The 24,556-nt window shown below is 62.1% G+C and carries 23 protein-coding genes; 11 read left to right on the forward strand and 12 right to left on the reverse strand.

Annotation, left to right across the window (positions count from 1 at the left end; all coding sequences use genetic code 11):
- Positions 1-411: 411 nt before the first annotated feature.
- On the forward strand, positions 412-1,419 hold the full coding sequence (gene gap, locus VWZ81_RS08530; protein WP_340547398.1) for a type I glyceraldehyde-3-phosphate dehydrogenase: 1,008 nt from the start codon (positions 412-414) through the stop codon (positions 1,417-1,419).
- 107 nt (positions 1,420-1,526) lie between these two features.
- On the opposite strand, the gene VWZ81_RS08535 is transcribed toward gap, so the two are convergent.
- Positions 1,527-2,162 carry a ChrR family anti-sigma-E factor gene (locus VWZ81_RS08535; RefSeq protein ID WP_416542953.1) on the reverse strand — a complete coding sequence of 212 codons (636 nt, stop codon included), beginning with the start codon at positions 2,160-2,162 and terminating at the stop codon, positions 1,527-1,529.
- On the reverse strand, positions 2,159-2,809 hold the full coding sequence (locus VWZ81_RS08540; RefSeq protein WP_340547532.1) for a sigma-70 family RNA polymerase sigma factor: 651 nt from the start codon (positions 2,807-2,809) through the stop codon (positions 2,159-2,161). The genes VWZ81_RS08535 and VWZ81_RS08540 overlap by 4 nt, the downstream gene beginning before the upstream one ends.
- A 159-nt stretch (positions 2,810-2,968) precedes the next feature.
- Between VWZ81_RS08540 and VWZ81_RS08545 the strand changes: the two genes are divergently transcribed.
- The 9 genes from VWZ81_RS08545 to VWZ81_RS08585 all read left to right on the forward strand — a co-directional run bounded on the left by VWZ81_RS08545 (position 2,969) and on the right by VWZ81_RS08585 (position 12,048).
- Positions 2,969-4,258, forward strand: coding sequence for an NAD(P)/FAD-dependent oxidoreductase (locus tag VWZ81_RS08545; protein WP_416542954.1), 1,290 nt, complete (start codon positions 2,969-2,971; stop codon positions 4,256-4,258).
- On the forward strand, positions 4,255-5,007 hold the full coding sequence (locus VWZ81_RS08550) for a DUF1365 domain-containing protein (protein WP_416542955.1): 753 nt from the start codon (positions 4,255-4,257) through the stop codon (positions 5,005-5,007). Before VWZ81_RS08545 ends, VWZ81_RS08550 begins: the two co-directional genes overlap by 4 nt.
- Positions 5,007-6,164 (forward strand): class I SAM-dependent methyltransferase, encoded by a 1,158-nt coding sequence (locus VWZ81_RS08555; RefSeq protein WP_416542956.1) that lies wholly within the window; start codon positions 5,007-5,009, stop codon positions 6,162-6,164. Before VWZ81_RS08550 ends, VWZ81_RS08555 begins: the two co-directional genes overlap by 1 nt.
- Positions 6,157-6,687 (forward strand): chalcone isomerase family protein, encoded by a 531-nt coding sequence (locus tag VWZ81_RS08560; protein ID WP_416539996.1) that lies wholly within the window; start codon positions 6,157-6,159, stop codon positions 6,685-6,687. Before VWZ81_RS08555 ends, VWZ81_RS08560 begins: the two co-directional genes overlap by 8 nt.
- Positions 6,687-7,910: an MFS transporter gene (locus VWZ81_RS08565; protein WP_416539997.1), complete on the forward strand. Its 1,224-nt coding sequence runs from the start codon at positions 6,687-6,689 to the stop codon at positions 7,908-7,910. Before VWZ81_RS08560 ends, VWZ81_RS08565 begins: the two co-directional genes overlap by 1 nt.
- Positions 7,907-8,455, forward strand: a complete 549-nt coding sequence (locus VWZ81_RS08570; protein ID WP_416536623.1) for a DUF3833 domain-containing protein — start codon at positions 7,907-7,909, stop codon at positions 8,453-8,455. Before VWZ81_RS08565 ends, VWZ81_RS08570 begins: the two co-directional genes overlap by 4 nt.
- A 1-nt stretch (position 8,456) precedes the next feature.
- A complete protein-coding gene (locus VWZ81_RS08575) occupies positions 8,457-9,188 on the forward strand; it encodes an SDR family NAD(P)-dependent oxidoreductase (protein ID WP_416542957.1) in 732 nt (243 codons plus the stop codon).
- Positions 9,185-9,916 carry an SDR family NAD(P)-dependent oxidoreductase gene (locus VWZ81_RS08580; RefSeq protein WP_416542958.1) on the forward strand — a complete coding sequence of 244 codons (732 nt, stop codon included), beginning with the start codon at positions 9,185-9,187 and terminating at the stop codon, positions 9,914-9,916. The genes VWZ81_RS08575 and VWZ81_RS08580 overlap by 4 nt, the downstream gene beginning before the upstream one ends.
- A 161-nt stretch (positions 9,917-10,077) precedes the next feature.
- On the forward strand, positions 10,078-12,048 hold the full coding sequence (locus VWZ81_RS08585; protein WP_416537583.1) for a cache domain-containing protein: 1,971 nt from the start codon (positions 10,078-10,080) through the stop codon (positions 12,046-12,048).
- 51 nt (positions 12,049-12,099) lie between these two features.
- Here the strand turns inward: VWZ81_RS08585 and VWZ81_RS08590 are convergent, their stop codons facing one another.
- The 10 genes from VWZ81_RS08590 to VWZ81_RS08635 all read right to left on the reverse strand — a co-directional run bounded on the left by VWZ81_RS08590 (position 12,100) and on the right by VWZ81_RS08635 (position 22,192).
- Positions 12,100-13,461, reverse strand: a complete 1,362-nt coding sequence (locus VWZ81_RS08590; RefSeq protein ID WP_340547408.1) for a sigma-54 dependent transcriptional regulator — start codon at positions 13,459-13,461, stop codon at positions 12,100-12,102.
- The gene (locus VWZ81_RS08595) at positions 13,458-13,583 is read right to left on the reverse strand and encodes a hypothetical protein (RefSeq protein ID WP_340547409.1); all 126 of its coding nucleotides are present in this window, start codon (positions 13,581-13,583) and stop codon (positions 13,458-13,460) included. The genes VWZ81_RS08590 and VWZ81_RS08595 overlap by 4 nt, the downstream gene beginning before the upstream one ends.
- A gap of 4 nt (positions 13,584-13,587) precedes the next feature.
- Positions 13,588-14,877: a c-type cytochrome gene (locus tag VWZ81_RS08600; RefSeq protein ID WP_416542959.1), complete on the reverse strand. Its 1,290-nt coding sequence runs from the start codon at positions 14,875-14,877 to the stop codon at positions 13,588-13,590.
- Positions 14,878-14,928: 51 nt separating this feature from the next.
- Positions 14,929-16,170, reverse strand: a complete 1,242-nt coding sequence (locus VWZ81_RS08605) for a formate dehydrogenase subunit gamma (protein WP_416542960.1) — start codon at positions 16,168-16,170, stop codon at positions 14,929-14,931.
- A gap of 94 nt (positions 16,171-16,264) precedes the next feature.
- On the reverse strand, positions 16,265-16,858 hold the full coding sequence (fdh3B, locus tag VWZ81_RS08610; RefSeq protein WP_014875661.1) for a formate dehydrogenase FDH3 subunit beta: 594 nt from the start codon (positions 16,856-16,858) through the stop codon (positions 16,265-16,267).
- 12 nt (positions 16,859-16,870) lie between these two features.
- Entirely contained in the window at positions 16,871-19,846 is a 2,976-nt protein-coding gene (locus VWZ81_RS08615; protein WP_340547412.1) for a formate dehydrogenase subunit alpha, read from the reverse strand.
- A 107-nt stretch (positions 19,847-19,953) separates the two neighbouring features.
- Entirely contained in the window at positions 19,954-20,145 is a 192-nt protein-coding gene (locus tag VWZ81_RS08620; RefSeq protein ID WP_340547413.1) for a twin-arginine translocation pathway signal protein, read from the reverse strand.
- 59 nt (positions 20,146-20,204) lie between these two features.
- The gene (locus tag VWZ81_RS08625) at positions 20,205-20,852 is read right to left on the reverse strand and encodes a TorD/DmsD family molecular chaperone (protein WP_416542961.1); all 648 of its coding nucleotides are present in this window, start codon (positions 20,850-20,852) and stop codon (positions 20,205-20,207) included.
- Positions 20,853-20,894: 42 nt separating this feature from the next.
- Entirely contained in the window at positions 20,895-21,659 is a 765-nt protein-coding gene (locus tag VWZ81_RS08630; protein WP_416542962.1) for a DUF3306 domain-containing protein, read from the reverse strand.
- Positions 21,656-22,192: a DUF3305 domain-containing protein gene (locus VWZ81_RS08635; RefSeq protein WP_340547534.1), complete on the reverse strand. Its 537-nt coding sequence runs from the start codon at positions 22,190-22,192 to the stop codon at positions 21,656-21,658. Before VWZ81_RS08635 ends, VWZ81_RS08630 begins: the two co-directional genes overlap by 4 nt.
- Positions 22,193-22,586: 394 nt before the next feature.
- Here VWZ81_RS08635 and VWZ81_RS08640 point away from each other — a divergent pair, with 394 nt between their 5' ends.
- Positions 22,587-24,536 (forward strand): 4Fe-4S binding protein, encoded by a 1,950-nt coding sequence (locus tag VWZ81_RS08640; RefSeq protein WP_416542963.1) that lies wholly within the window; start codon positions 22,587-22,589, stop codon positions 24,534-24,536.
- Positions 24,537-24,556 lie beyond the last annotated feature (20 nt).

The following is a 24,556-nucleotide window of genomic DNA, read 5'->3' on the forward strand; positions in this document are numbered from 1 at the left end:
ATTTCCCCAATCGGATGAGACACCGTTGGAACAATTATAGGGATAAATCGTTTACCATATGCTACCAAAACGTGTATCATTTCAGTTTCCTCAGCGCAGGGTCTAGAGCCGCGGCTTCCAGCCCCGCCGGATCGGCTGTCGTTCAGGACCGGCAGCAGCGGCGTGAGAGGCGCAGACAGATCGCGCACAGCGGCACCTGCGCAGGCCCCCTTTCTGGCTTGCCGTGTAAACGCATCCCCTCCTGCGCTGATGTGCTACACTGATGCTTCGGGCAGCGGCATTACGCGCCAATCCGCTGACCGGCGAACGGGCTTGATTTTTGCAACTGTTAGCGATAACGATGCGGCAATTGTCAGGCCACCGGGCGCGCCCGTCGAAGGCTGAACCCCTATCACCATCGGAGTTGCACAGATGACCTTGAAAATTGCGATCAATGGATTTGGACGAATTGGCCGTGGCGTTTTGCGCGCCTTGCTGGAGAGCAACGCCGACGATATCTCGGTTGTGGCGATCAACGATCTGTCGCCTGCGGAAACCCTGGCGCATCTGTTGAAATACGACAGTGTCCATGGCCGCCTGCGGAACGAGGTGACCGTCGACGGCGATACGATGACTGTCGGCAATCACAGCATCCGCCTGACGGCGATCCGTAATCCCGAGGATCTGCCCTGGCAGGACGTTGATATCGCCTATGAATGCACCGGCCTGTTCACCAGCCGCGAGACTGCTGCCAAGCATCTGCAAAACGGCTCCAAACGTGTCCTGATCTCCGCCCCCGGCAAGGAGGTCGATCGCACCGTGGTGTTCGGGGTCAATCACAAGGATCTGACCAAGGACGACGTCATTGTCTCCAACGCCTCCTGCACCACCAATTGTCTGGCCCCGGTGGCAAAGGTTCTGGACGATACATTCGGCATTAAGACCGGGTATATGACCACGATCCATGCCTATACCGGTGATCAGCCGACCCATGACACCAGCCACAAGGATCTTTACCGCGCCCGTGCTGCGGCGCTGTCGATGATCCCGACCTCAACAGGCGCAGCCCGCGCGATCTCGGAGGTCCTGCCGCATCTGAAAGGCCGCCTGGAGGGTTCAGCAATCCGCGTGCCGACCCCGAATGTTTCGGTGGTTGATCTCAGCTTCATTCCTGAAAAACCTGCCACTGTTGAGACAATCAACGAGGCGATGAAGGCTGCCGCGGCGGGCGATCTGGCAGGGATCCTGTCCTATGAGACGGACCCGCTGGTCTCCATCGACTTCAACCACGACCCGCATTCCTCCTGTTTTGCGGCACCACAGACCGCGGTTACCGCCGAGGGGCTGGTCCGCGTTGTCAGCTGGTATGACAACGAATGGGGCTTCTCCAACCGGATGGTCGACACCGGCCGCCACATGGGCAAGGTGATGAACGGCTAAGCACGCCGAAGATGCGCTGACAGAACAGGAAAGGGCTGCCACTGGCAGCCCTTTTTGCGTTGAACTCTCAGGCCTTGCCCACCCCTTGCGGGAAGGCCCTTGTGCCGCTAGATGCGGAAAATCGGTTGCAGCAGGCGCGGGACAAAGGACCGGAACCGCAGTGCAGCATCAGTCGCGGCAAGGCAGATGCAGGTCTCACCGTCCTCGGCAATCGGCGTATGTTCCAGGTGATCGTCCGCAACTTCCAGATCCCCGACACCAAAGCGCCCGGTTTCATCGCGAAACGCGCCCTGTAAAACCAGCGTCAGCTCCAGCCCGTTGTGGCCATGGTCAGGGACCGCCTGTCCCGCAGGAATATAGAGCAGCCGCACGCTGCCCTCCTCGTCATGGCTGAGGATTGACTGACGCACCCCCATGCCGAGCGACTTCCACTTTGGCGGCAGCCCACCCAGCGCCTGCATCACCGGCGCCGGAAAGATGCCGGAGCGGTTGAACTTCGGTGCGTCCTCAAAGGGTGAATCCAACTCGGCAAACACGCGCTCCCGCAGATCATCCGAGACATCCCGGGTTCCACAGGTTTCCAGTACCGACCCGCCGACCGCCTGATGTGCATTCAACCGGGCGCGGCAGTCGTCACACATCGACAGATGGGTCGCCATAACCAGAGAGTAGGCATAGGGCAAATTGCCGGAGGCATAGGCCACCAGCAACGGGTCAGGGATATGATGGCGTACGCCGGTCATGATAGTCCTTGTTCCTTCAACTCATGACGCAACCGCTCAAGTCCGAGGCGGATGCGGGATTTGATTGTCCCCAGGGGCAATCCGGTCTGTTCCCGGATGTCCGCATGGGTCAGCTCGCCCAGATAGGCCTTTTCGACCATCTCTCGCTGTGCCGGTTTCAACCGGGCCAGGGCTGCGCGCAGCTTTGTTGTTTCCTGATCCAGCGCCAGAATCTGGGCTGCATCTTCTTGTGTTTCCTCGGGAAGCTTCAGCTCCTCCGGTATTGGCCGCCGTTCCTTGCGGATCACGTCGATCTGCCTGTTGCGGGCGATCTGGTAGATCCACGCCGAGACCTGAGCACGTTCAGGATCGAACATGGCCGCCTTTCGCCATACGGTCAGCATCACCTCCTGAACGACCTCTTCGGCCTGGCTGGGTGGCATGCCGGATCGGCAGATCACCCCCTTCAGACGCGGCGCGAAATAGTCGAACAGACGACCAAACGCCACCTTGCAGCGGTTGTCGCGCACGGCCAGCATCCAGACTGTCTGATCCGACAGGCTTTCCCGTTCCACTTTTTTCCTTTCGCGCATTACACTTGTGTCACGGTCTACCGTAACGGGCGGCGCAGGCGCTGCAAGAGTTGGATGGCTCAGCATGGTCAACATGTACGGATTACGCATCTTTCACGGTGCTGGATCACTCTGAGCGCAATTAATTTCAGTTTTTTCCATTCGTCCGGAAAGGCCCGTCATCTTAATCATCATCTTTTTTGATCCGCCCGGGCGAGCGGCCCGTAACAAGTTGAAATCACAGATGGAGACAGCATGTCCTTCGACGCATTATCATCCGCTCGCCAGCGTATCGCCGTTGTCGGTGGTGGCATCTCCGGGCTTGCCACCGCCTGGCTGCTCGCAAAAAGCCACAACGTCACGCTTTATGAAGCCGCGCCGCGACTGGGTGGGCACGCGCGGACCGTCGTCGCCGGTCGTAATGGCGACCAGCCCGTGGATACCGGCTTCATCGTCTTCAACTACGTGAACTATCCGCATCTGACGTCGATGTTCCGCGATCTGGATGTGCCCGTGGTCAAAAGCGACATGAGTTTCGGTGCCAGCATCGGGGATGGCCGCGTCGAATACGGTCTGCGAGATCTTGGGGCGCTGCTCGGGCAGCGTCGCAACATCGCGCGGCCCGCCTTTTTCCGCATGGTACGTGATATCCTGCGCTTTAACGCCAACGCCGAAGAGGTCGCCAAGAGTGACAGCGTCACCATCGGCGAACTGGTCAATGATCTGAAGCTCGGCGACTGGTTCCAGCGCTATTACCTGATGCCCATCTGTGGCGCGATCTGGTCGACGCCGCCGGATGAAATTCGCGGTTTTCCGGCGCAGTCGCTGGTCCGCTTCTTTCGCAATCACGCATTGCTCAGCGCTTCTGGACAGCATCAATGGTGGACGGTCAAAGGCGGCAGCATCGAATATGTCCGACGTCTGACCGCCCGATTGGACCAGATGGGCTGCCAATTGCGTCCGGGCACCCCGGTGCGCAGCGTCGAACGGACATCCGAGGGGGTACGCATCCACCTCCCCGATGGCACCTCCGAAAACTTTGATCAGGTGGTGATGGCCTGCCATTCCGATGACAGCCTGCGCTTGCTGGCGCAGCCGACAGCGGCAGAGCAGGCAACGCTGGGGGTCATGCGCTATCAGGATAACGAGATGATCCTGCACCACGACACCGACCAGATGCCGCGCCGCCGTGCCTGCTGGTCGTCCTGGGTCTACAAGGCTGACACCCGCGACAACCGGGCCGCCATCGGCGTCACCTACTGGATGAACCGGCTCCAGAATATCGACGAAAACGATCCTCTGTTCGTTTCGCTGAACCCGGTAAAGGATGTGCGGTCGGATCTGATCTACGATCAAAAAACTTTCCGCCATCCGGTGTTTGACACCGCCGCGCTGCGCGCACAAAGCCGGATTGCCGATATCCAGGGGCATAACAACACCTGGTTTGCCGGTGCCTATCTGCGGCATGGGTTTCACGAAGACGGTTTTGCCAGCGCGGTGCGCGTCGCACGTGGCATCAGCGCGCGGGAACGGGTGATCGGATGACCCTGTGGCCCGAGCATATCGCCGGACAGACCACCCATGCCCGATATGGCGCCATCTCCAACAGCTTTCGCTACGGCGTGGACTATGTGCTGATTGACCCGCGCTCCGAGAGCGGCCCGCTGCTGTTTTCGCGCAATCGCTTCAATCTGGCTGCGGTCCATGATCGCAACCATGGTGGCGCACCAAAACAGGGGATCGGCCTGCCATGGGCGCAGAACGTGTTCGCCGACGCCGGGCTGGATCTGGAGGGGATCACCATTCGGCTGCTCACTCAACCGAGCTATCTGGGCCATATTTTCAACCCGGTCAGCTTCTGGCTGGCCTTTCGCGGCAAGGCGCTACATGCGGTCATCGCCGAGGTCAGCAATACCTTTGGCGAACGGCACAGCTATGTCTGTCACAAACCCGGCTTCACCGCGATCGCCCCCTCCGACAAGCTTCAGGCCAAGAAGATCTTTCACGTCTCTCCATTTCAGGACATTGCCGGGGACTACTGGTTCAACTTCGACATCGGCCCCCGGCGGATCGCCATCCGGATCGACCACAAGAACGATGGCGAAGGGGTGGTCGCCACGCTGACCGGCCCGCGCCAGCCGCTAAGCAACGCCGCACTCATATGCTCCAGCCTGCGCCGCCCGGCCGGCACGCTGCGCACGGTCGCGCTGATTTACTGGCAGGCGCTGAAATTGAAACTCAAGGGCGCCAGCTATCGCCCCCGCCCTACCCCACCGGAACATGAGGTCAGCTGATGATTTTCCTTACCAAACGCGTAAAACACGACTTTCTCGACAGCTGCGCGCGCATCCGCAAGGGCAGTCTGCGCCTGCTGACCCCAGAGGGCGACACCCATGATTTCGGCACCGGTGAACCACGCGCCGAAATCCATCTGCGTGACTGGAGCGCCATAACCGCCATGGCCGCCCGCGGCGATATCGGCCTCGGCGAGGCCTATGTCGCCGGACTTTGGGAGACGCCCAGCATCGAAGACGTCATCAAGGTGGCGCTGCTCAACCTCGATCATCTCACCGATTACGCCTACCCGAGTTTCTGGGCCAGTCTGAAGTTCCGGGTCGTGGACCGGATGCTGCGCGCCAATTCGATCAAGGGCGCGGCGCGGAACATCAAGGCCCATTACGACGTCGGCAATGAATTCTACCAGCTGTGGCTGGACGAAAGCATGACCTATTCCTCGGCCCTCTTTGCGCCGGGTGACAACGACCTCTCGCGTGCGCAGACCCGCAAATACGACCGGGTGCTGAGCCGCCTCACCGCCGGTGATCGCGTCCTGGAGGTTGGCTGCGGCTGGGGCGGATTTGCCGACCGCGCCGCCGAACAGGGGCGCCATGTTACCGGGCTGACCATCTCCCCCAGTCAGTTTGGTTATGCCGACGCGAGGCTCGATGGGCGCGCCGATATCCGCCTTTGCGATTATCGCAAATCGGAGGGAAAATTCGACAATATCGTTTCCATCGAAATGGTTGAGGCCGTGGGCGAACGCTATTGGCCCAGCTATTTCGCCACGCTGAAAGACCGTCTGGCCGATGACGGCCGCGCCGTGGTGCAGGCGATCACCGTTCAGGACAGCTATTTCGACATCTATCGGCAGTCCTCGGACTATATCCGCCAGTATACTTTTCCGGGCGGCATGTTGCTCTCTGATGCGGTGATCTCACATCAGGCGCGCACCGCTGGTCTGAAGGTTACGGATAATTTCGCCTTTGGCCAGGATTACGCGCGCACCTGCCGGGAATGGGCGGCGCGCCTTGTCGCGATGACCCCCAAAATCCACTCTCTGGGCTATGGCGAGGCCTTCCTGCGCAACTGGCGCTACTATCTGGAAACCTGCGCCGCCTCCTTCGAGGTCGGCCAGACGGACGTGGTTCAGGTGGAGCTGGCCCATGCCTGAGATCCGCCAAAACCGCCTACGCTCCGCCATCGCCGCATTTGCCGTCAGTCTCGGAGTGGGTCTCGCCAGCGCTGCAACGGCAAATACCGGCCTCAGCTCCCCGACCAAACTGGGAGAGGTCACCTTCCGCTGGTTTGGCCTGCCGCTCTATGATGCCAGCCTTTACACCGAAGGGCAGACCCGCTTTGACTGGCAGAACCCGATGGCGCTCAAGCTCAGCTATCGGCGCGGTTTCAGCAGATCCCAGCTGATGCAGGCCACGGTCGCGGAACTGCTGCGGCTGGAAGGCAGGCGCGCCGATCACGATCAGCTGGTCGGCAAGCTGGATCGCTGTTTTCGCGATGTGAGACCGGGCGACAGCTTCGTGGCAACAACCCGCGCGCCTGATCAGGTGGCGCTCTATCTGAACGGAAAACAGACCTGCGATCTGCGCCATGCAGACGCCCGCAAGCGGTTTCTGAATATCTGGCTGTCGCCCAACAGCCGCGCTGCGCGTTTGTCCAGCGAGCTGCGGGGCAACTGATGCAAGCCACCCGTATCTCCCTATTTGCGCTGATGCTGGCCGCCGCCGGTCTGCCGCTCTATATCCATCTGCCGCGCTTTGCGACGGCGGAACTGGGACTGAGCCTGGCAACCCTCGCAGCGGTGCTGGCGGCGATACGGGTGCTGGATTTCGTGCAGGACCCCCTACTGGGCTGGGTCACCGACCGCTGGCCGCAGGAACGCGCGACCTTTGCAGCTCTGGCGGCCTTTGGCATGGCAGTGGGGTTCATCCTGCTCTACACCTACCGCCCGGCGGCGGGGGGCGTGCTGCCATGGTTCGTCATCGCCCTGGTGCTTCTGTTCACAGCCTATAGTCTCGGAAGTGTTTTGTTCTACGGGCAAAGCACCGCGCTTGCAGGCAGCCCGGAGGCGCTGATCCGTCTGGCCGGGTTTCGCGAGGGCGGCACATTGGCCGGTATCATCCTGGCAGCCCTGGCGCCGGGCGCGCTGGTTGCCGTCGGCGCAGGCCACGGCGGCTACCCCGCTTTTGGCTGGATGCTGGCCGCACTCTGCGGTGTGGTCTGGTGGCTGACCCGCGGCCTCTGGACAGCGGCACCGCGCCCCGAACACCCGCTGTCCATCACCGCGCTGCGTGCAGCGGGTGGCCTTCGCCTGCTGGCGCTGGCCCTCGTGAACAGCCTGCCGGTCGCCATGACATCGACACTGTTTCTGTTCTTCGTCGAGGACAAGCTGGCGCTTGCCGATATGGCCGGCCCCTTTCTGGTCCTGTTCTTTCTCGCAGCGGGACTATCGGTGCCGCTATGGACCCGCGCGGCAGAGCGGTTCGGCGCGCGCGAGGTGTTGTTTCCGGCGATGGCACTGGCGATCCTTGCCTTTGTCTCCGCAGCCTTTCTTCCGCCCGGCGCCAGCCTTGGCTTTGCCGCCATCTGCATTGGTTCGGGGGCCGCGCTCGGCGCGGATATGGTGATCCTGCCGGTGCTGTTTTCACGCGCATTGGCGCGCGCCGGGTTGCAGGCGGGGCAGGCCTTCGGGCTATGGTCCTTTGCTGCCAAACTCGCGCTTGCCGCCGCTGCTGTGCTCCTGCTGCCGCTTCTGCAGATGAGCGGCTTCACCCCCGGTGGCGAAAACAGCGCCGCCGCCCTGCAGACGCTGACATGGGCCTACGCAATCATTCCCTGCTGCATCAAACTTATCGCCATCGCGATGGTGATCCGCCTCCCTGGAAAGGTAACCGCGTCATGAAACTCCTGCTTGTTGCCATCATTCTGTTGCTGCTGCTTGCGCTCCTTCGCCCTGGGCTGGGATTTCGCAGCCAGCACCCCGAACACTATGCCAATACCAGTCCCGCCTTCGACATTCGCACACATCTGAGCGGCGAGATGATCTCCGAAGGTATGATTTACGGCCCGTTGGGGCGCGTCTCCTCGCGGTTTGTCGCCACGATGACGGGCGAATGGGAGGGCGACACCGGCACGTTGAGCGAGAATTTCTCCTACGCCAGCGGCGGCACGCAGATGCGGAAATGGTTCCTCACCATGGGCGAAAACGGCAGCTTCACCGCCACCGCAGATGACATCATCGGCACCGGACAGGGTCAGCAGATGGGAGCCGCCGTGCGCCTGACCTATCGCATCCGCCTGCCAGAAAGCGCCGGTGGCCATGTGCTGGATGTCATCGACTGGATGTATCTGATGGAGAACGGCACGATCATGAACCGTTCCGAAATGCGCAAATTCGGCATCAAGGTGGCCGAGCTGATCGCCACCATGCGACCGAAGGGAGAGTGAGATGTTTGCAGGACAGACCTGGTGGATCGTCGGCGCGAGCGAGGGGCTGGGGCGTGCGATCGCTGAGAAGCTGGATGCCGCAGGCGCGCGGCTGGTGCTGTCAGCGCGCAGCGAAGAGCGCCTGCAGGAGTTGGCGGGCACGCTGAGCAATGCCACTGCCCTGCCACTGGATGTGACCGATCCCGACGCCATCAGCCGGGCCGTGGAGCAGATCGGCAAGGTGGATGGCCTCCTTTACTGTGCCGGGGCCTATGACCCGATGCCTGCGCAGGACTGGGACGCAGAGAAGGTCGAGCTGATCTGCGACGTGAACTTCATGGGCGCAATTCGTGTGGTTGGCCGCGTCATACCGCAGATGGTCGCTGCCAACGAAGGGCATATCGTGCTGATCGGCTCACTCGCCGGTCACACGGGCCTGCCCGGAGCGACCGGCTATGGCGCGTCGAAATCGGCCGTTATACACATGGCCGAAAACCTCCTGGCCGATCTGATCCAGACCCCCATAAAGGTTCAGGTGATCAATCCGGGTTTCATCAAAACCCGTCTGACCGACAAGAACGATTTCAAGATGCCGATGATCCGGACCCCGGATGAGGCCGCAGATGCCTGCCTGAAAGCGATGCGAAGCGGGCGCTTCAGCACCAGTTTCCCCGCCCCCTTCGCCTGGGTCTTCACCATCGGCAAACATCTTCCCCGCAAACTGTTCCTGCGCCTGATGGGGGCGGGAAAATGAGCCCCCATTCGCCGCGCCACATCGTCATTATCGGTGCCTCCGGTGGCATCGGGTCTGCGCTGGTTGACCATTTTGCGGCGCGAAACCCCGCCAGCCTGACGGCGGTCGCGCGCGGCGTATTGCCACCGAAGGCCGGCGTCGACAGCTACCGCGCCGATATCACGGATGAGGACCAGCTGGCCAGGTTTGCCGATGATCTGCGCCGCAGGGGTATCGCCCCGGATCTGGTCGTCGTTGCAACCGGGGTCCTCTCCGACGAGGCCGGGCTTAAGCCTGAGAAATCCTATCGTCAGCAGGACCCGTTGGCGTTCCGCAAGGTGTTTGAAATAAACACCTTTGCCCCCGCTATCATTGCCAAACATCTGCTGCCGATCATGCCTCGCAAGGGGCGCGCGGTCTTTGCCGCCCTGTCGGCGCGGGTCGGCTCGATCAGCGACAATGGCCTCGGCGGCTGGCACGCCTATCGCGCCTCCAAAGCGGCACTGAACATGCTGATCCGCAACTACGCCATCGAAACCGCGCGCAGCAACGAGGAGATGATCTGTGTCGGCCTGCATCCCGGCACCGTAAAAACACCGCTGTCGGAACCTTTTTCAAAGAACGTCCCCGACGACGCTCTGTTCGAGCCACAACAGGCCGCGGCCTACCTCGCCCAGGTGATCGACCGGTTATCGGCCAAGGACAGCGGGCGGGTGTTCGACTGGGCAGGCAAGGAAATCCCAGCCTGATGATGGGCTGATCGCCACCAGATCGTGGCGACCGTGTCATCAAACACAGCGCCGGACTTGCTCATCCAGCAGGCCCCATGCGACAGTGGGTGAACACCGCACGCAGCCATGCGCTCTGCGGACTCACCCGATGTGCCAGCTGCCTACAGGACCTTGCCGCCTTGAAATCCGTCCGGCTCCGCCTCCTATTGCTCGCACTTCTGCCGCTCAGCGTGGTGATGCCGCTGCTGCTGGTCGTGGCCATGGCGCGCTGGAACGCGGATTACGACAATGTTCTGATCGTCAATGTAGAAAGCGATCTGAAAATCGCCGACCAGTATTTGCGCCAGTTGCAGGCCAATACCGGCGATGATCTGGCAGCAATCGCCAGCTCGGCCCGGTTTGCCGAGGTCCTGCGCGCACCGTTGCAGGATCAGTTGCGGTTTCTTGACCAGCAGCGGCAATCCCTCCAGCTTGATTTCCTCTATTATCTGCCATTGCGCAATATTGACCGCGAGGCGCGCCGCTGGCCGGTGATCGACCGCGCCGCGCAGGGCAGGCTGGCCTCGGAAATCGACATTTTCTCCGCTGCGGACCTGGATGAGATCTCTGCCGACCTGCGTGACCGGGCCCGTATTTCCCTGATCGAGACCGAGGCCGCCGCGCCGACGACCCGACCGGCGGAAGATCGCGGCATGGTGATCCATTCCGCCGCGCCGGTGACCAATAACGGCAGTGAAGGCGTGCTGGTGGCGGGCCGGCTTCTGAACCGGGATCTTGATTTCATCGATACGATCAATGCGCTGGTCTATCTGGGCGACAGTCATCGCATCAGCCGCAAGGGCACCGCGACACTGTTTTTGGAAGATACCCGTATCTCCACAAACGTTCGCCTGTTTGAAGACGTCCGCGCGCTAGGCACCAGGGTTTCGCAGGCTGTGCGCGATGCGGTGCTGGGTGAGGGGCAGACCTGGCTCGACCGTGCCTTTGTGGTGAACGACTGGTATATCTCCGGCTATCTGCCGCTCACCGACAGCTTCGGGCGTCGCGTTGGGATGCTCTATGTCGGCTTCCTTGAGGCGCCCTTTGCGGCGGCCAAACTCTCCGCCTATTGGACTGTGGTGCTGTCATTCCTGTCCGTTCTGCTGTTGTCCGCGCCCCTGTTCCTGTGGCTGGCCAAAGGGATCTTTGCGCCGCTTGAGCAGATGAGCCACACCATGGCCCGTGTCGAACGTGGCGATCTGACCGCGCGCAACGGCAATGTCGGGCGCCGTGACGAGATCGGACAGGTTGCGGCCCATCTCGACAGCCTGCTTGATCAGGTTCAGGATCGTGACCAGAAACTGCGCGACTGGGCAGAGGAGCTGAACGCGCGTGTCGACCAGCGCACCGCCGAACTGCGCGCCGCCAACGAAAAACTGGAGGCAACCTATAAGCAGCTGGTGATGAGTGAGAAACTCGCCTCCATCGGCGAGATCACCGCCGGTGTGGCGCATGAGATCAACAATCCTGTCGCCGTGATACAGGGCAACGTCGATGTGATGCGGATGACTCTGGGCGCCGCCGCCGAGGAAGTGGACACCGAGCTGGCGCTGATTGACGATCAGATCCTGCGGATCAGCGCCATCGTTGGCAAACTGCTGCAATTTGCGCGCCCCACCGAATTTGGCACCTTCGAGGAAAGCCTGGATCTGGCCCCGGTTGTCTCCGACTGTCTGGTGCTGGTCGATCACGTGATCACCAAACAGGCCATTACCGTTGAAAAACAGTTCGCCGCAACGCCACCGGTTCGCATAGACCCGGGCGAATTGCAGCAGGTGGTGATCAACCTGATCCTCAACGCGGCGCAGGCCATGGAGGGCTGCGGCAGGCTCCTGCTGGCCCTGAGGCCGATGGAGCGCGACGGTGTCAGCGGCGCCTGTCTTGAGGTTTCGGACACCGGGCCGGGCATCGCTGCCGAAGATCTGCCGTCGGTGTTCAACCCGTTCTACACCACCAAACTGGGCGAAGGCACCGGGCTGGGGCTGTCGATCAGCCAGACCCTGATTCAGCGCGCCGGCGGGGTGATTTCGGCCGACACCCGGATTGAGAACGGGGAGATCAAAGGCGCCGTCTTTTCGATCTGGCTGCCTGCGGTCAAGGCCGGGGACTGAGCCACAGCCCGCGACACGCTGGCCGTCCATCCACCTATCGCTCGGATGATATCACAGCCCCCAACTGGCGCATTTTCGATCAATCGTTTTCCGCGAAACCCCCAACCGTCGGGCGGCCTCGGCGCGATTGCCGTCACAGGCATCCAGCACATGCACGATATGACGCTGCATCACCAGATCGAGCGTATCCATCGCAGCACTGCCCGTGATCCCGCCGGTGCCTGCGAACTCCTCAGGAAAGGCGCCGAGAATGACCGACCGTTCAATCAGGTTGCGCAGCTCACGCACATTGCCTGGCCAGTCGTAGCGGCTGAATTTCAGCAGGGTCTCAGCGTCGAGCTCCAGCGCAGGCATGGCCAGCGTGGTAGAGAACTGCTCCATAAACAGCGCCGCCAGCTCCACGATATCCTCAACCCGTTCGCGCAGCGGTGGCATCTGGATGTTGACGATATTGATCCGGTGATAGAGATCGGCACGGAAACGGCCCTCGGCCACGGCCTGTTCCAGATCGGCATTGGTGGCAAACAGGAACCGCAGGTTCAGCGGGATATCGCGCTCTGCGCCGACCGGCCGGATGCGCTGGTCCTCCAGCACGCGGAGCAGCGCAGCCTGCACCTGTTCGGGCATCTGGGCCACCTCGTCCAGAAACAGCGTGCCGCCATCAGCATAAAGAAACAGCCCGTCCTGTCGGCGGTCCTGCGAATCCACCATACCGAACAGCTCATGCGCGATGCGATCAGGCGCGATAGCCGCGCAGTTCACCGCCACAAACGGCTTCTCCGCGCGGTCCGACAGCGAATGCAGCGTCCGCGCCGCGATTTCCTTGCCGGTGCCACTGGCGCCGGTGAACAACACAGGCGTCGGCAGCGGCGCCAGCCGGGTAATCATGTCACGCGCGGTCTGAATCGCAGGAGATTTCCCCAGCAAACGCCCCCGCGCAGCGGTGCCCTCCGCCGATAGCGCATGTTTCAGCAGGTAGTTTTCCCGCCGCAGATGCTTGCGGTCCAGGGCCCGTGCCACGGAATTGAGGATCTGATTGGCGCGAAACGGTTTCAGCACGAAATCCGCCACCCCGACCCGCAGCGCCTGAATGGCAGTTTCCAGATCCGCATAGGCGGTGACCAGCACCGTATCGGCAAACAGGCCGACCTTATGCTGTTCCTGCACCCATTCCAGCCCGGTTTTGCCGGGCATGATATTGTCGAGGATGATCAGGTCGAAATGCGCCTGATCCAGAATATTGGACGCCTCCGCGGCAGACGCCGCCTGCTCCACCCGCTTGCAGCGGGGGGTCAGGATCTTGGTCATGAAATTGCGCATACCTGGTTCATCATCGATCACCAGGATCGACGCACCGGCAAGGTTTTCCCCATATTCATCTCGGGGCGGCGGCGCGGTTGTCAGCACGGTCAATCCAGTCGGACGGCCGGCCCGGAATGCACCTCGTAAGAGGCGAACCCCGCCTGATCCAGTGCCAGATTGGCGCCGGCGGCGATCACGATGATGGCGGCAAACCCCGTCAACATGGCTTTCATTGTGTTACTTCTCCACCTTGGTTGCGCGTTTCAGAAACGCAATCAGATCGCGCCGGTCCTGCGGATCGGTAATCCGCTGCATCGGCATCTTGGAGCCGGGGATATAGTGATCCGGCCCCAGATCGAAGAGGGCATCAATTGTCGCCTCTCCCCAGATTATATCAGATCCATCAAGGACCTGCGAATAGCGATAACCCGCCAGCGTGCCCGCCGGGCGACCAAAAACATCATATAGGCTCGGTCCCGCCTTGCGACTCTCACCGGGGCCGAGCGCGTGGCAGATCGAGCATTTCCGCATGAACTGCCGTTCGCCGTTGGGCATCGTTTCTGGGTCCTTCAGGAACCCGCGGTTGCCTGCCATCTGCGCCTCAGCCTCTCCCATCAGGGCAACCGGCCAGCCATAGGCCAGATCATCCAGCCCGGCGGCCCAGATGGTCTGCCCGTCCGGCGCAAACTCCAGCGCCCAGACCGGCCCGTCGCGGGTGGCGCGAAAATCGGCACTGATGCGCCAGGTCTCGGTGTCCACCATCATGATATAGCCCTGCCCGTCCCCGACGGCGAGCCGCGCGGTGCCCTCATGATGGGCCATTGCAAGGATAGGCCGTCGCTCCAGCGTGAAATCGGCTACAGGCTCGCCGGTCTGTGTGTCGACAACGCGCGTCGCGCCATCCACAGCCCCATAGGCCAGCCAGTCGCCACCGGGGCCAAGCGCCAGCTGGTTAATGCCAAAGCCCTGATCGACCAGGCGGCGGGGCGGTTGGCCTGCGTCCTCGTAGACCAGTATCTGCCCCTCCATCGTGGCGGCATAAATCGCCCCCCCTGGTCCGATTGCCACGTCATTGATGCCGCTGCCAACCGCTATGCGCTGTTCCGCTCCTCCGTCAAATGGCCAGAGACCGATATTGCCGTCCCAGCTCGCCGACACCAGCATTTCGCGGTCAGGGGCAATGGCCAGCGCCCGGATCTTGCCCAGATGGCGGCCGATCAACTCGGCCTGCTGGCCGCCCTTCGGCCACAGGTAGAGCGCGAAATCATCCCCCGCGGTGACCAGACGACCGGCATCGACAAAGGCCAGAGCGGTGACCGCTGCATCATGGGCCTCAAGCCAGCGTGGCGTGCGATCGCTCCACAGGCCCACGGCATTGTCGAAACTGCCGGTGGCCACCTGACCCTCGGGCGACACCGCCAAGGCCATCACCGGGCCGCCGTGGCCTTTCAACGTGGTGAACTCATCCCCGTCGGCCGGATCGGCACCTGCGGGCAGCGCCAGAACAGTCGCAGCGCAGGCGGCCAACAGATGACCCGTCCGCAGAACCAGCGCTGACAGGCGGCACCACACCGCCGGTCACTCCGCCGGTGTTGCGCCCTTGGCGCTGCCGCTGCTGCCCTCTGGCGTGACTTCGCCTTTTTCGCGCATTTCCTCCAACCAGATGGAGTGGTGCTGATGCGCCCAAGCCTCGTCCACGTCGCCGGATCCCATCGCGTCAAAGGCACCTTCCATGCCCAGCGAGCCGATGTAGATATGCGCCAGAATAATCGCCATCAGCACAAAGCTGATAATGGCGTGCCAGCTCTGGGCCAGCTGCATTTCTTCCTGCGGTGCAAGGTCAACCGGCAGGGTGCCATAACCCACCAGCTGCGGCAGGCCGAGATCATTCAAGATGGCAAAGGTCTTGGCAAAGAGCGGCATCTCAAACGGGAACAGGAGCGACAGGCCCGAAACCGAAATGGAGGTTCCAAGAACAATCACCGACCAGAAAATCAGCTTCTGGCCAAAGTTGAACTTCTTAGCGGGCGGATGGGCCTTGCCGACAATGCCGCCCATCTGGCGGATCCACACCAGATCCGTACGGTTGGGGATATTGTGGGCCACCCACATGACAAACACCATGATCAGCGCCAGCATGAACGCCCAGGAAACATTGTTGTGGACCCATTTGCTCCAGATCAGCAGGCCCGCGTTGATCTCCTTGCCCAGATAGGGGGCGATCACCATCCGGCCAAACAGGCTGGCCAATCCGGTAACGCCCAGCAGAATGAAGGATCCCGCCAGCATCCAATGGGCAAAGCGTTCGATGAACTGAAAGCGGGTGACCGTGCGTCCGGTAGAGGGCTCGTCTATGCGAATACGGCCGCGCAGCAGATAGAACAGCGCCAGAAAGCCTATCGTGCCCAGCAATAGCCAGCCACCATAGGTGCGAAGCGGCCCATCGCGGAAAGTCAGCCAGCGCATACCGCCATCCTGCACCAGAACAGTGGCAACATCGCCCCCCGCCGAGACCCGCAGATCTGCCGCGTTGTAGCGGATTGCGCGCCAGAGTTCGGGATCGGAGGCCCCACCGAGCGTGCCCAGCTGTTGCGTGATCCCGGCGCCAATCGCGCCCGCACCGGTATCGTCGCTGCGGAAACTGTCGTCGATTTTTTCGCCGCGCTGACGGGCCAGGATATCCTCCAGCGTCTGCGCCCCACCCGTGGCACTGCGATCCGGCACCGCCTCCGCCGCAGGGGCACCCTGGGTGTCCTGCGCCGCAGCGATCCCCGCCATCAGCGTCAGTTGCATCAGAATTGCAAAGGCGATGCGCAGCATGGGCCACACTCCTTCATGGGTTGTCTTGGAAACTGAACAGGAAAACAGGACGGCCCGCGCGGGCGGGCCATCCCTTCATGTCAAAGAGGGCTGATCAGCCGCCCTTCTGGTCATAGGCTGTCCCCCAGCCCCAGGCACCCGAGCCAAAGCCACGGGCGACAACGCGTTCGCGGTAGACCGCAGACACGACATCGCCGTCACCGGCCAAAAGCGCCTTGGTTGAGCACATCTCGGCGCAGATGGGCAGCTTACCCTCTGCAATCCGGTTGCGCCCGTATTTGGAGAATTCCGCATTGGAATGCGTCTCCTCGGGACCACCGGCGCAGAAGGTGCATTTGTCCATCTTGCCGCGGCTGCCAAAGTTGCCCGCCTGCGGATACTGCGGCGCACCAAAGGGGCACGCGTAGAAGCAATAGCCACAGCCAATGCAGAGATCCTTGGAGTGCAGGACCACGCCTTCTTCGTTCTGGTAGAAGCAATCGACCGGGCACACCGCCATACAGGGTGCGTCCGAGCAATGCATACAGGCGACCGAGATCGACCGCTCGCCGGGTTTGCCATCATTGATGGTCACCACCCGACGCCGGTTGATGCCCCAGGGCACCTCATGCTCGTTCTTACAGGCCGTCACGCAGGCGTTGCATTCAATGCAGCGTTCGGCGTCACAGAGAAACTTCGCTCTTGCCATATCTCTTTCTCCTTATGCTGCGCTGATTTTGCAGAGAGTACATTTGGTCTCCTGCATCTGGGTCACGCTGTCGTAGCCATAGGTCTGTGCGACGTTGCAGCTTTCGCCCAGAACATAGGGGTCAGCCCCATCCGGGTATTTGTCGCGCAGATCCGTGCCCTGGTAGTGACCACCAAAGTGGAACGGCATGAAGGCAACGCCCTCTCCGACCCGCTCTGTGACCATTGCCATGACTTTGACCTTGCCGCCTTCCGGGCCTTCGACCCAGACCTGAGAGCCATCGCGAATGCCGATATTGTTGGCATCGCGCGGGTGGATCTCGACGAACATGTCCTGCTGCAATTCCGCAAGCCACGGGTTGGACCGGGTTTCTTCGCCGCCGCCTTCATATTCGACCAGACGACCTGAGGTCAGGATGATCGGATATTCCTTGGAGACGTCGTTCTTCTGGATCGACGCATAGAGGGTCGGCAGCCGGTAGGCGTGACGGTCCTCATATGTCGGGTAGTCTTCGACCAGATCCCGGCGGTTGGTATAGAGCGGCTCGCGATGGATTGGCACCGGATCCGGGAAGGTCCAGACCACGGCACGCGCCTTGGCGTTGCCAAAGGGCGCACATTCATGCGCGATGGCAACCCGCTGGATGCCGCCCGACAGGTCGGTTTTCCAGTTCACCTTGGCCACCTTGTCGTCATAGTCCGACGGGAAGGGCGACATGCTCTGCTCGCCAACTTCGTGGGTGTAATCGGCAAACCCATCCACCCCGGCAGCCTTGGCGATAAAGGCCCGCTCGGACGCGGTCAGCTCGGTGTGCCAGCCCAGATCCTTCAGCATCTGATAGGTGAACTCAGGATAACCATCCTGAATGTCGGAGCCTGCGGAATAGACACCTTCTGCCAGCAGGTTGTCGCCATCCCGTTCCACACCAAAGCGCGCGCGGAAGGTCAGGCCGCCCTCGGAGACAGGTTTTGACATGTCATAGAGGTTTGGCGTGCCCGGGTGACCCATTTCAGCGGTTCCCCAGCAGGGCCAGGGCATCCCGTAGTAATCGCCGTCAGCAGGACCACCCACCGCCCGCAGCGTGGTGCGGTCAAAGGTGTGCTGATTGGCCATATGCGTTTTCATCCGCTCCGGCGACTGGCCGGTATAGCCGATCGTCCACATACCACGGTTGAATTCGCGGGTGACGCTTTCGACATTCGGCGTCTCGGCATCTTCCATCTCGATATTGCGGAAGAACCGGTCGCCCCAGCCGAATTTATTGGCGAATTTGGCGATGATCACATGGTCCGGCAGGCTTTCGAACAGCGGATCGACGATCTTGTCGCGCCACTGCAAGGACCGGTTGGACGCGGTGACCGAACCCCGGGTCTCGAACTGGGTACAGGCGGGCAGCAGATAGACACCATCGGTGCGATCATGCAGCACCGCAGAGACGGTGGGATACGGGTCGACAACGACCAGCATGTCCAGCTTCTCCATCGCCGTCTTCATCTCCGTCATACGGGTCTGAGAGTTCGGCGCATGGCCCCACAGGACCATGGCCCGCACGTTATTGGGCTGGTCTATGTTCGCCTTGTCTTCCAGAATGCCGTCGATCCAGCGGCTGACCGGAATACCCGTCAGGTTCTGCATCGACTTGTCCTTGCCATCGGCCCCTTTGGTGGTGTCGAACTGACCGGCAAGCCATTCGCTATCCTCACCCCAGACACGGCCCCAATGCGCCCATGCGCCCGCCGACAGGCCATAGTAACCCGGCAATGTATGGCTCAGAACGCCAAGGTCGGTTGCGCCCTGCACGTTGTCGTGGCCACGGAAGATATTGGTGCCGCCGCCCGATGTGCCCATGTTGCCCAGCGCAAGCTGCAGAATGCAGTAGGCGCGGGTGTTGTTGTTGCCGGTGGTGTGCTGGGTGCCACCCATACACCAGATCACGGTGCCGGGGCGGTTGTTGGCCATTGTCCGCGCCACGCGCTTCAGCTGGCTGCCGGGAGTGCCGGTCACACGCTCGACTTCCTCGGGCGTCCACTTGGCCACTTCTTCGCGGATCTGATCCATGCCCCAGACACGGGTGCGGATGAATTCTTTATCTTCCCAGCTGTTCTCGAAGATATGCCACAGGATCCCCCAGACCAGCGCCACATCGGTGCCGGGGCGGAAACGCACATATTCATCGGCATGGGCTGCCGTGCGGGTGAAACGCGGATCGCAGACGATCAACGGCGCGTTGTTCTGCTCCTTGGCCTTCAGAACATGCAGCAGCGAGACAGGATGCGCCTCTGCCGGGTTGCCGCCGATGATGAAGATCGCCTTGGAGTTATGGATATCGTTGTAGCTGTTGGTCATGGCGCCGTAGCCCCATGTATTCGCAACACCCGCAACCGTGGTCGAGTGACAGATCCGCGCCTGGTGGTCGACGTTATTGGTGCCCCAATAGGCGGCGAACTTGCGGAACAGATAGGCCTGTTCGTTGTTATGCTTGGCCGAGCCAAGCCAATAGACGCTGTCGGGTCCGCTCTCTTCGCGGATCTGCATCATGCCGTCGCCGATCTCGTTGATCGCCTGTTCCCAGCTGATGCGCTTCCATTCCCCGCCTTCTTTCTTCATCGGGTACTTCAGACGGCGTTCTCCATGGGCGTGTTCGCGCACGGAGGCCCCCTTGGCACAATGGGCGCCGAGGTTGAACGGGCTGTCCCAACCGGGTTCCTGACCGGTCCAGACGCCATTCTGCACCTCTGCTACGACGGTACAGCCGACCGAGCAGTGGGTGCAGACGGATTTGACGGTTTCCACCGCGCCAGCCGCAGCCGTGGCGGCATTGGCCTTGGTGACGGATCCACCGGTGGCGCTGATGGCGGCAAGCCCACCAATCGCGAGGCCGGATCCGCGCAGAAACGCGCGGCGGTCAACGGAGCTTTCTGCAACCTTGGACAGGATACTGGTCCGCTGGGGGCGTCGCGCAACCCCGTTGGTCTTTTTCCTAAGCATGTGTTCCTCCCTTGCTTCCCTTACGGGTTCGCTGGGTTATCGGGGGCCTTTGGCAGTCGGGCGTCACGCAACCAGTCGCCGTGGGCGTTCAAAACATCACCGGTCGGTCAGAACCGGAGACTGTCGTAATAGGCGCGGGTGTGCGCGGTATCCTGCATCACTTCCGATGTCAGGTCAGGCTCGGCCGCCTCGGCCGTGCCGCCGGTCGTCGCCACCGCAATTGCCGCAATCGGCGTTGTGGTCGCTGCCAGCTTGAGAAAGTCGCGGCGGCTCTGGGCCTCCTCGGTCTTTCTGGTCATGTGATCCTCCTCCTCAGTTGGTTGGCTCACGTGGGTTAAGGACGGCACGCCGTCCCGGCTCAGGCGGATTGCTCCGCACTCATTCGAAATCCTTCGGCCTCGATCTCCATGAAGACCCGGCCCACGGCACCGACGGCGGCATAAAGAACCGAGTTCTTCGCCGCCTCCAGATCGGAATAGAAATGCCCGGCCCAGGGGCCTATGTGTTTGTTGAAGAACTGTTTCTGGTCACCCAGCGGTGCTGCCGTGCCGAAACGTCCGGCAATCAGCGCCCCCATCATCTCCATAAGGGAGGCGATATTATCCTCCGGCTCATAGACATTCTGGGCCCGTGTCATGCCCCGCGCAGCCATGTCCTGCCGCAGGGCTGCCAGCGGTTTCTCGTTCAGAAATCCGGTCAGATAGTAGCTGGCATAGGGCAGCAGCTCGCCACGGCCCAGACCGATGAACAGCTTGTTGAACTCCCGCTCAGCGGCCGCAGGTTTGGTCAGCCGCGCGATTTTCGCCAGCGCGTTGATCGCCGTGCCCAAGTCGGTGTCATCCCCGGATAAACCGGCCACCTGCGCCAACAGCATCTCATCCGGCGGCCCCGACAGCATCAGGCCCAGAAAATTGTAGAGATCCGCACGCAGACGGTCTTCATCCTGCGGAATGGCAGGACCGGCCGTCTGTTCGGCTGTCTCTGACTGGGCGTGCTCGGCGGTCATATGTGTCTCCTCGCAGGGGTCTTGGTCTGGGTTTCGGGTGGGTCAGGTGGCGGGTGCGTTGGTGTCAGCGGCAAAGGTGAAGCGCATACGCCTCGGCGCCGACGCCACCGGATCGGGAACGGGATCAGCAACAGCGGCAAAGACGGGATCAGCCGCTGTCGGCATTGACGGCATCCGGGCTGCCGCCTCCTGTGCATGGTCTGGATCGGCACCACCTGACGGCGACTGCAAGCCCATGGTTGGGCGGCGCACGGATTCGAGCGGCGCTGTCTCGGCCTGCCCAGCACCGGCCTGCAAAGAGTCGCATGAGGCTGCCTCATGCGGCGCGACCGCCGCGACCGTCTCCTCAGCGGCCAGCGCTTCGGCCTCCTGCTCGGTGTCAGCGGTCGTGGCTGCGGCCTCTTCTGCCTGCCGCGCCAGCTCCTCTACATGCGCGGTCATGCCCTTGCCGACCTGATATGCGGTCTGAAGATTCTCGATCACCATGGCGCTGTCGGTGAAATCCTCGCCGTAATCCAACAGCCCGTCGACATTGGCCAGAATCGGATTGCTGGTCCACAAACGGCGAAGGGCGCGGGTACGGATCCGCGCCGGAATGGTCTCTTTCAGGAACACGCTGAAGTCATCGCCCTGTTGCATCTCATCGGGGTCCGGCAGGTTCAGCTCTTGCAGGATCTCGGCGTCACTTTTCTCCTCCAGCGCCTCTTCGGCGGCCTGACGTGCGGCAGCAGCGACCTCGGCGGCCTCAGCCTCCTGTTCGGCCGCAACACGGGCGCGGCGGCGGGACCAGAAATCATCCCGGCTCATGACAGGCGCGCCTTCTTCAGGGCGGGCGAGCGATAGACATCGGTCATCTGCGAGATGCGCGGATCGCCGATCCCGTCCTCGCTGGCGTCGGTCTTGACCCGGTCCCGGCGCCGTTTCTTGAACGGCTCGTCGTGAAAATGCAGCTGCGCAAAATCGCGGACCCAGGCAATCAGCCCGTCCGGCATCGGTACTTTTTCCACCAGATCCTCGCCGTTGTCGGCGTAATCCTGCGCCTCATAGGGCGAGGCCGTCACCAAGAGCACCTCAAGCGGCCGATCGTCCGACACGCCGTCGCGCAGGACCACATAGATGCAGGGTGGTTCCGCGGTCAGCCCGTGCAGATAGGCCTCGGCCTCGCTCCGGTGCAGCTCCAGCGGCAGGGTGGCGGCGTGGTACTCCCGCACCTCGCCCGCTTCGCGTAACAGCTGCCAGTCCGCCTGCGCCGCGCCCGGTAGCACCGAGGTTGCCTTCCACGACCAGCGCGCCCAACGGGTCACCCCCGGCTGACGCCGCAGGACGACACCCAGCGGCATCACATCCGTCTTTGCACTGCGATCCCCGGTCTCAGACACGTCAACGCCCTATTTGGTCAGTTCGGTTGACAAAACAGTGCCGCATTCTGCGACCACACGGGAAGATAACTTTTGCTGATGGCGCGTTAAATCAACATCAAAGGTCAATTTGACCAGCCCGACATGCCCCCTTTGGACAGTGCGGACGAAAAGTCTAATTCGACTAATTCACTCAGGCTTAACGCAGGGGAAGCGCGATGCCTTGCCACGGCGAATCACTTGCCTCATCTAAGCCACCCGGCGGCACGGCTGACCGGCAAATTGCGGTTTACCTGCTTGCGCAAACATGCCTAGTCTAAGCCCGGAGCGGCGGATTTCTGCTGCTTTCACCAAGCGAGAAACACGCGGAGAAAACATGTCTAAGCAATTGATTCTATGTGATTGTGCCGGAACGCAATCAATCGATTCCGAGGCATTGTCCCGTAGCACAGGCCTGCCCTGTTCAAAGCTGCATTCAGCGCTTTGTACCGATCAGATCGAACAGGCGGCACAGGCCATCTCGCAGGGGGACGCAATTATTTGCTGCGCCCAGGAGCACCGGATTTTCGAGGCGCTGGCAGAGGAAATCGACCAGCCGGCCCCGGCCTTTGTCGACCTGCGCGACCGGGCCGGATGGACCGCCGATACCGCCTCGACGCTGCCCAAAATGACCGCGTTGATTGCTGAGGCAACGCTGACACCGCCCCTGTCAAAGACCATAGACCTGCATTCGGAGGGGCTCTGCCTGATCCTTGGCGCGCCGGAGGTGGCCTATGCCGCAGCCGAGCGGCTGCAGGAGAGCCTCGCGGTGACCGTGCTTCTCGAGACGCCGAGCGACCCCCCTCATAGCCGCGCCTACGATGTGATTTCCGGCCAGCTGCGCCATGCGCGGGGCGCCTTGGGACAGTTTTCCGTCACCATCGACCGGCTGCAACAGCTGGACGTCACCGGGCGCAGCTGGACCTGGGACGAGGCGCGCGACGGCGGGCAGTCGGTCTGCGATATCATTCTCGACCTGCGCGGCGGCCAGCCGTTGTTTCCCGCGCCCGAAAAACGTGACGGCTACCTGCGCGCCGATCCAAAGTCCGCCCCGGCCGTCGCCGAGGCCACGCTGAGCGCCAGCCAGCTGGTCGGCACTTTCGAAAAACCCCTCTACGTGCGCAGCGAGCCGTTGCTTTGCGCCCATTCGCGCGCCGAGCAGACCGGTTGCACCCGCTGCCTCGATGTCTGCCCGACCGGTGCCATCAGCCCGGCCGGCGATCATGTCAGCATTGACCCGATGATCTGCGCCGGATGTGGCTCCTGCGCCGTGCTCTGCCCCTCCGGCGCAATCACCTATGACGCGCCGCCAACCGATGCGCTGATGCGCCGGATCCAGACCCTGGCCAAGGCATATGCAGAGGCTGGTGGCAACGTCCCCCGCCTGCTGGTGGTCGATCAGCACGGTGATCAGATGGTCGAGCTGGCCGCCCGCCACGGCCGCGGCCTGCCGGCGGATGTGATCCCCCTGTCGGTCGAGGCGCTCAACAGTTTTGGTCACGCCGAAGCCCTCGCCGCCCTCGCTGCCGGTTTCGCCGAGGTTTCGGTGCTGCTCTCGCCTAGGGCTGAGCGCGACGTGCAGGACCACGAGCTGGCTCTGGCCACGGCGATTGCCGGGCCCTACCTGCATCTGCTGGAGCTGAACGACCCGGATCAGCTAAGCGACCGCCTCTTTGACCGCAGCGGCGCTCAGGCGCGGGTGGAAACCCCGCAGCGCCCGATGGGCACACGGCGCCAGATCACCCGTCAGGCCGCCAAGGCTCTGCTGCCCGAAGCCGAAACGCTGCCCCTGCCCGAGGGCGCCCCCTATGGCGCTGTTCTGGTCGCCGCCGACAAATGCACGCTCTGCCTCTCCTGTGTCTCGCTCTGCCCCTCCGGCGCGCTGGGGGACAACCCGGACCTGCCGCAGCTGCGCTTTCAGGAGGATGCCTGTCTGCAATGCGGTCTCTGCGCCAATGTCTGCCCGGAGGACGCGATCCGCTACGAGCCACGCCTGAACCTGACATCCGACGCGCTGTCACAGGTGGTCCTGCACGAGGAAGAACCCTTTGCCTGCGTCGAATGCGGTTCGCTCTTCGGCGTCAAATCCACCATCGACAAGATCACCGAGAAACTGGCCGGGAAACATTCGATGTTCGCCAACCCGGATGCCGCCCGGATGATCCAGATGTGTGACAATTGCCGGGTCAACGCGCAGTTCCATCAAAAGAACTCGCCCTTTGCAGGCGCGGAGCGCCCCCGTGTCCGCACCACCGAGGACTACCTCAGCAAACGCAAGGATCACTGATCCCGAAATGCCGCGATAAG

It is taken from the genome of Phaeobacter sp. JH20_34 (genome assembly GCF_048056095.1).
GTDB classification, from domain to species: Bacteria; Pseudomonadota; Alphaproteobacteria; order Rhodobacterales; family Rhodobacteraceae; genus Phaeobacter; species Phaeobacter bryozoorum.

Excerpts from the sequence above, each read along its gene's own strand:
- gap (WP_340547398.1), top strand. The coding sequence starts at position 412 with ATGACCTTGAAAATTGCGATCAATGGATTTGGACGAATTGGCCGTGGC.
- VWZ81_RS08535 (WP_416542953.1), bottom strand. The coding sequence starts at position 2,162 with ATGACCGGCGTACGCCATCATATCCCTGACCCGTTGCTGGTGGCCTAT.
- VWZ81_RS08540 (WP_340547532.1), bottom strand. The coding sequence starts at position 2,809 with ATGTTGACCATGCTGAGCCATCCAACTCTTGCAGCGCCTGCGCCGCCC.
- VWZ81_RS08545 (WP_416542954.1), top strand. The coding sequence starts at position 2,969 with ATGTCCTTCGACGCATTATCATCCGCTCGCCAGCGTATCGCCGTTGTC.
- VWZ81_RS08550 (WP_416542955.1), top strand. The coding sequence starts at position 4,255 with ATGACCCTGTGGCCCGAGCATATCGCCGGACAGACCACCCATGCCCGA.
- VWZ81_RS08555 (WP_416542956.1), top strand. The coding sequence starts at position 5,007 with ATGATTTTCCTTACCAAACGCGTAAAACACGACTTTCTCGACAGCTGC.
- VWZ81_RS08560 (WP_416539996.1), top strand. The coding sequence starts at position 6,157 with ATGCCTGAGATCCGCCAAAACCGCCTACGCTCCGCCATCGCCGCATTT.
- VWZ81_RS08565 (WP_416539997.1), top strand. The coding sequence starts at position 6,687 with ATGCAAGCCACCCGTATCTCCCTATTTGCGCTGATGCTGGCCGCCGCC.
- VWZ81_RS08570 (WP_416536623.1), top strand. The coding sequence starts at position 7,907 with ATGAAACTCCTGCTTGTTGCCATCATTCTGTTGCTGCTGCTTGCGCTC.
- VWZ81_RS08575 (WP_416542957.1), top strand. The coding sequence starts at position 8,457 with ATGTTTGCAGGACAGACCTGGTGGATCGTCGGCGCGAGCGAGGGGCTG.
- VWZ81_RS08580 (WP_416542958.1), top strand. The coding sequence starts at position 9,185 with ATGAGCCCCCATTCGCCGCGCCACATCGTCATTATCGGTGCCTCCGGT.
- VWZ81_RS08595 (WP_340547409.1), bottom strand. The coding sequence starts at position 13,583 with ATGAAAGCCATGTTGACGGGGTTTGCCGCCATCATCGTGATCGCCGCC.
- VWZ81_RS08605 (WP_416542960.1), bottom strand. The coding sequence starts at position 16,170 with ATGCTGCGCATCGCCTTTGCAATTCTGATGCAACTGACGCTGATGGCG.
- fdh3B (WP_014875661.1), bottom strand. The coding sequence starts at position 16,858 with ATGGCAAGAGCGAAGTTTCTCTGTGACGCCGAACGCTGCATTGAATGC.
- VWZ81_RS08615 (WP_340547412.1), bottom strand. The coding sequence starts at position 19,846 with ATGCTTAGGAAAAAGACCAACGGGGTTGCGCGACGCCCCCAGCGGACC.
- VWZ81_RS08620 (WP_340547413.1), bottom strand. The coding sequence starts at position 20,145 with ATGACCAGAAAGACCGAGGAGGCCCAGAGCCGCCGCGACTTTCTCAAG.
- VWZ81_RS08625 (WP_416542961.1), bottom strand. The coding sequence starts at position 20,852 with ATGACCGCCGAGCACGCCCAGTCAGAGACAGCCGAACAGACGGCCGGT.
- VWZ81_RS08630 (WP_416542962.1), bottom strand. The coding sequence starts at position 21,659 with ATGAGCCGGGATGATTTCTGGTCCCGCCGCCGCGCCCGTGTTGCGGCC.
- VWZ81_RS08635 (WP_340547534.1), bottom strand. The coding sequence starts at position 22,192 with ATGCCGCTGGGTGTCGTCCTGCGGCGTCAGCCGGGGGTGACCCGTTGG.
- VWZ81_RS08640 (WP_416542963.1), top strand. The coding sequence starts at position 22,587 with ATGTCTAAGCAATTGATTCTATGTGATTGTGCCGGAACGCAATCAATC.